We start from the raw sequence: 4,739 nt of genomic DNA, 5'->3' as shown, positions 1-4,739 counted from the left end.
GGTCCTCGCCATGCTGTCGGCGATTGGCGGCTGGAGTGAGGTCAGGCGGCGCGGACCCTGTTCGGCTTCCGCGGCCGGCCTGCCGGCCGGAACACCGGCCGGGCTAAGATCTGCATCCGGTTCAATGACCGCCCGGTAGGCATCCTCGATCTGGTCGGAAGACAGGTGTTGGGTCGGGTGAGCGGGAGGCCTCGCCAACGAGCCGTTCAAGGCCTGCGCGGCGAGCTGCGCCGAAGACGCGGCCGACGGCGCCGGCGGCTGGACGAGCGCCTTGACCAGCGCGGTGGTCGCCGGATCGGCCTTGGCCGATGGCACCGGCTGCGGCGTCAGCGCCTGCTTCAGCAGCGACGTCAGGCGGGTGGAGGAAATGTCCATGCCGGCTCCCAGCAACCATTATGCTGTTGGAGCGATACTCCACGAGCATTGCGTCAAGCTTGACCTTGCCTGCGATTTGTGGCGATTGAATCCCATGAACCCAAGCGTCATTTCATGATGAACCGTTTTGAAGGCCCGGGCGGCAAGGAAGCCCGCATCCGCTATCTCGACGGCGACTTCCAGGTCACCAGTCCGGGCGCGTTCGTGCGGTGCGCCGTGACCGGCGAGAGCATTCCGCTGGACGAGCTCAAATACTGGAGCGTCGCCCGGCAGGAGCCTTACGCCAACGCCACTGCCTCGCTGCGCCGCGAGATCGAGATGCACCCGGAAATGCGCAGCCGGGGATAGCACGTCTCACCGCCGCAGCTTGCGCTGCCGCCACGCATCAAGCGTCTCGTCGATGATGCGCTCGGGCACGTGGTCGAGCTCGAACACAGCGTCGATCTCCAGTACCTCGAGTTGATCCAGGAACTCTTGCGACGCGCCATGACGCAGCCGGGCCGCGTCCTTGGCCGTGGTGACGAGGCGAAGACCGTCGCGCTTCGCTGTCGCCGCCAGTTCGGCAAGCTCGTCCTCGGCATAGAAATGGTGGTCCGGGAAGGATTTGGCGAGCACGACGTCGCCGCCGGCCTGGCGCAGCGTGCCGAAGAATTTCTCGGGATGGCCGATGCCGGCAAAGGCGAGGAAGCGCTTGCCGGCGAAGCGTTCACGGGCGCGAGGCTCGGTATGCGCCTCGAAGATCGGCCGGCCGGCGCGCGCCGCTTGGCGCACCACCGGATCGGCCGCCGTCCCCTCGCCCATCTTGAGCAGTGCGCTGGTGAAGACCAGTTGGTCGACGATGTTTGCCCTCAACGGTCCGCCGGGGATGACGCGGCCATTGCCGATGCCGTAGCGCGTGTCGACGACGACCAGCGCGAAGTCGATATGAAGGCGCGCGCTTTGGAAGCCATCGTCCATGATGAGGAAGTCGCAACCGAGCTTTTCCATCAGCAACCGGGCGCCGGCAGCACGGTTCGGCGTCACCGCCACCGGCGCATGCTCGGCCAGAAGCAGCGGCTCGTCGCCGACATGCCTGGCGGCGTCGTGATGCAGATCGACGATATGCGGCTCACCAAAAGAGCCGCCATGGCCGCGCGACAGGAAGCCGGGACTGAGCTGCATGCGCTTGGCTTGCCTCGCCAGTGCGATCGCCACCGGAGTCTTGCCGCTGCCGCCGACGGTGAAGTTGCCGACGCACAGCACCGGCGCCTCGACCTTTTCGCGCGGCGCATGCCGCATCCGGCGGCCGGCCAGGAGCGCGTAGGCCGCCGACAGCGGCGACAGCGCCAGAACGCGCCAGTCCGGTTCTTCCCACCAGAAGGGCGGTGCTTCGGAGGTCACGCTACCTCCCGTTGGCGCCCTTCAGGCGCGACTTCACGATCAGGGGCTGGATATAAGGCTCCAGCGACTTCAGCGTGCGCGCCAGCGCGCCGCGCATCTCGTCGACGGTGGCGGCGCCGGCCGCCATCATCTCGTGGCGCGCCACCTCGTTGCTCAGCAGGAAGTTGACGGCGCCGGCCAGCATGTCGCGATCGCGCACCAGCTTGGCGCCGCCACTGTCGAGCAGGCGCTGATAGGCCTCGCGGAAATTCTGCACGTTGCGGCCGGCAAGCACCGCCGTCTCCAGCATCGCCGGCTCGAGCGGGTTCTGGCCGCCCTCGGAGGTCAGCGAGCGGCCAACGAAGGCGATTTCCGTCAGCCTGAGATAGAGACCCATCTCGCCGATCGTGTCGCCGAGCAGGATGTCGGTATCGGCCGTGATCCTGTCGCCCTTGCTGCGGCGGGCGAGCTTCAGGCCCATGCCGGAAATCTGCGCGGAGAGCGCCTCGGCGCGATCGGGATGGCGCGGCACGATAATGGTGAGCAGCCCAGGGTGGCGCCGATGCAAGGTGGCGTGCACTTCGGCCGCCACGACCTCCTCTCCGTCATGGGTCGAGATCGCCGCCCAGGTCGGCCGCTCGCCGATCTGCCGCCTCAGCGAGGCGAGCGCCCGTTCGTCGACCGGCGGCGGGGCGGTATCCACCTTGAGGTTCCCCGACACCGTGACCGGCCGGGCACCGAGCGTGCGGAAGCGCTCGCCGTCGACATCCGACTGGGCAACGACATGGGCAAGGTTCTCGAATAGCGCCTCGGCGATGTTGGCGCGCTTCTTCCAGGACGAGAAGGAACGGTCGGACAGCCTGCCATTGACCAGCACCTGCGGCACGCGGCGGGCGCCGAGCTCCAGCATGGTCATCGGCCAGATCTCCGATTCGGCGATGATCGCGAGGTCGGGCCGCCAATGGTCGAGGAAGCGGCTGACTGCGGGTTTCAGGTCGAGCGGCACGTATTGGTGGATGATGCGGTCGCCAAGCCGCTCGTCGACGACCTGCGCGGAGGTGACCGTGCCGGTGGTGAGCACGATGTTGACGCCGTAGTCGAGGATGCTCTCGACCAGCGGCACGACTGCGAGGGTCTCGCCGACGCTGGCCGCGTGGATCCAGATCATCGGCCCTTCAGGGCGTGGACGGCCGGCGACGCCATAGCGCTCGCGCCGGCGCACGCGGTCCTCCTTGCCCCTGGACGTGCGCCAGGCGACGTAAGGACCGATCAGCGGATAGGCGGCGGCGCCCGCGTAGCGGTAGGCCGACAGCATGGTGCGCGCCCAGCGCTCGCTCATTTCAGGCCGTCCACGAGGCGATAAACCTCGGTCGTTGCCGCGTTGATCGCGGCGGTGACTTCCTGGCGCTTGCGTTCCATCTCGGCGTCGTCGGCATCGGCCGGCACGAATACCGGCGGCCCAACGATAACCGCTGAGCGGCCGAAAGGCAGGTTAATGGTGGTTTTGTCCCAGCTTTTTTCAAGCACCTTGCGGCGGCTGGTGGCGATCGCCGAAGGCAGGATCGGCCGGCCGGACAGTCGCGCCAGAAGCACGATGCCCATTCCGGCGTCGCGCGGCGTGCCGTGCGGGATGTCGGCGATCATGGCCACGTTCTTGCCGGTGCTAAGCGATTTCTTCAGGGCAATCAAAGCCTTGGCTCCACCCTTGTCGAGATGCCTTGAACTGTCGCGCCCCCCCGAGCCGCGCACCGCCTCGATGCCGAACTTCTCAAGCATCAGCGCGTTGAGCTCGGCGTCGGCGCTGCGCGAGACCATGGCGACCAACGGCCTGCCCTTGGGATAATACGCAGGCGTCAGCAGATGCTGGCCGTGCCAGAGCGCGATGATGCCGGGCTCCAGATGCGCGTAGGCGCCGCCGGCGACCTGAGTCGACCCCTTGACCAGCGGGCTGGTCAGGCGAACCAGACGGACGAAATTGGCGAACAGGCCGGCGATGAAGTTCTTGACGAATCGCGATTGGGCCAGCGGCTCGCGGATCCGGCGCCAGAGCGTGCGGGTCGTGCCGCCGCGCCGCACCGCGGGGCTGGTGACCGGCCCTTTCACCGCTTCATGCTCCATCGGTCTCAACCGGCGGCCCTGCTGTCCGGATCGAGCAGCCGGTGCAGGTGAACGACGAAATAGCGCATGTGGGCATTGTCGACGCTGGCCTGCGCCTTGGCTTTCCATGCCGCGTGCGCGGATTGATAGTCCGGATAGATGCCGACGATGTCGAGCCCATCGAGGTCGCGGAATTCGGTTCCGCCCAGCTTTTTCAGCTCGCCGCCGAACACCAGGTGCAAAAGCTGCTTCTTTCCGTCTTCCACGGCCATGTCGGTCCTTCACATATCGTGAGTTTGCAAAGGTCTAGACCAAAGCCGCCGACTTTGGAACCTTTGATGATGGTTCAACTCTCCAGCCCGGCGATGACGCCGGCAAGCACGTCGAGCAAGGCGCCGCTGCCGGCGGCCAGCGCGCCGTGGTGAATCACCGAGCCGGCATACCGTGGCGGGCGGCCGTGCCGGTCGAGCAAGGCGCCGCCGGCCTCGCGCAGGATGAGGTCGGCGGCGGCGATGTCCCAGTCGTGCGCGTTGGGCTTGACGAAGGTGGCGTCGAGCTTGCCTGCGGCGATCATCGCCAGGCGGTAGGCCAGCGAAGGAATGTAGGGCGTGCGATGCAGCCGGCCCTGCCAGGCTTCCGGCAACAGGTCGACCAGCGGCTTCGGCCCGCCGATATCCACGGTGTCCGCCAACGCCCGCACGCGGATCGACTCGCCGTTCAGGAAGGCGCCTTCGCCGGGCAGCGCCCAATAGGTCTCGTGCTTGGCCGGGCATTCGAGGACGCCGGCGAGTGTTACGCCGTTTTCCACGACCGCGACGCTGACGCACCAGGAATGCAGGCCATCGAGAAAACCGCGCGTACCGTCGATCGGATCGACAACGAAGGTGCGGCGCGCGGCGAGCCTGGCG

At 67.2% G+C, this 4,739-nt stretch carries 6 protein-coding genes and 1 pseudogene; 1 reads left to right on the top strand and 6 read right to left on the bottom strand.

The genetic code is table 11. The features are described from left to right. Positions 1 to 375: pseudogene (locus EOA33_RS24855) on the bottom strand (hypothetical protein); the annotation flags it as partial. 114 nt (positions 376 to 489) lie between these two features. On the opposite strand from EOA33_RS24855, the gene EOA33_RS24850 reads away from it, so the two are divergent. Then, positions 490 to 723 (top strand): DUF2093 domain-containing protein, encoded by a 234-nt coding sequence (locus EOA33_RS24850; protein WP_126055071.1) that lies wholly within the window; start codon positions 490 to 492, stop codon positions 721 to 723. Between the two features lie 6 nt (positions 724 to 729). Here the strand turns inward: EOA33_RS24850 and lpxK are convergent, their stop codons facing one another. The 5 genes from lpxK to EOA33_RS24825 form a co-directional block, all read right to left on the bottom strand. Further along, positions 730 to 1,755 (bottom strand): tetraacyldisaccharide 4'-kinase, encoded by a 1,026-nt coding sequence (gene lpxK / locus EOA33_RS24845; protein WP_126055072.1) that lies wholly within the window; start codon positions 1,753 to 1,755, stop codon positions 730 to 732. Position 1,756: 1 nt separating this feature from the next. Beyond that, positions 1,757 to 3,073, bottom strand: coding sequence for a lipid IV(A) 3-deoxy-D-manno-octulosonic acid transferase (waaA, locus tag EOA33_RS24840; RefSeq protein ID WP_126055073.1), 1,317 nt, complete (start codon positions 3,071 to 3,073; stop codon positions 1,757 to 1,759). Beyond that, entirely contained in the window at positions 3,070 to 3,852 is a 783-nt protein-coding gene (locus EOA33_RS24835) for a lysophospholipid acyltransferase family protein (RefSeq protein ID WP_126055074.1), read from the bottom strand. The genes waaA and EOA33_RS24835 overlap by 4 nt, the downstream gene beginning before the upstream one ends. 5 nt (positions 3,853 to 3,857) lie before the next feature. Further along, complete coding sequence (locus EOA33_RS24830) at positions 3,858 to 4,103, bottom strand: DUF4170 domain-containing protein (RefSeq protein ID WP_126055075.1); 246 nt, start codon at positions 4,101 to 4,103, stop codon at positions 3,858 to 3,860. Between the two features lie 74 nt (positions 4,104 to 4,177). Then, positions 4,178 to 4,739: inositol monophosphatase (locus EOA33_RS24825; RefSeq protein WP_145989267.1), on the bottom strand; the 562-nt coding region annotated here is incomplete at its 5' end.

The organism is Mesorhizobium sp. M4A.F.Ca.ET.050.02.1.1 (genome assembly GCF_003997725.1).
Classification (GTDB): Bacteria; Pseudomonadota; Alphaproteobacteria; order Rhizobiales; family Rhizobiaceae; genus Mesorhizobium.
The sequence above is the reverse complement of the archived record's forward strand: the minus strand, read 5'-3'. Positions and strand labels throughout refer to the sequence as shown.

Coding starts and splice junctions, on each gene's coding strand:
- EOA33_RS24850 (WP_126055071.1), top strand. CDS start 490: ATGATGAACCGTTTTGAAGGCCCGGGCGGCAAGGAAGCCCGCATCCGC.
- waaA (WP_126055073.1), bottom strand. CDS start 3,073: ATGAGCGAGCGCTGGGCGCGCACCATGCTGTCGGCCTACCGCTACGCG.
- EOA33_RS24830 (WP_126055075.1), bottom strand. CDS start 4,103: ATGGCCGTGGAAGACGGAAAGAAGCAGCTTTTGCACCTGGTGTTCGGC.
- EOA33_RS24835 (WP_126055074.1), bottom strand. CDS start 3,852: ATGGAGCATGAAGCGGTGAAAGGGCCGGTCACCAGCCCCGCGGTGCGG.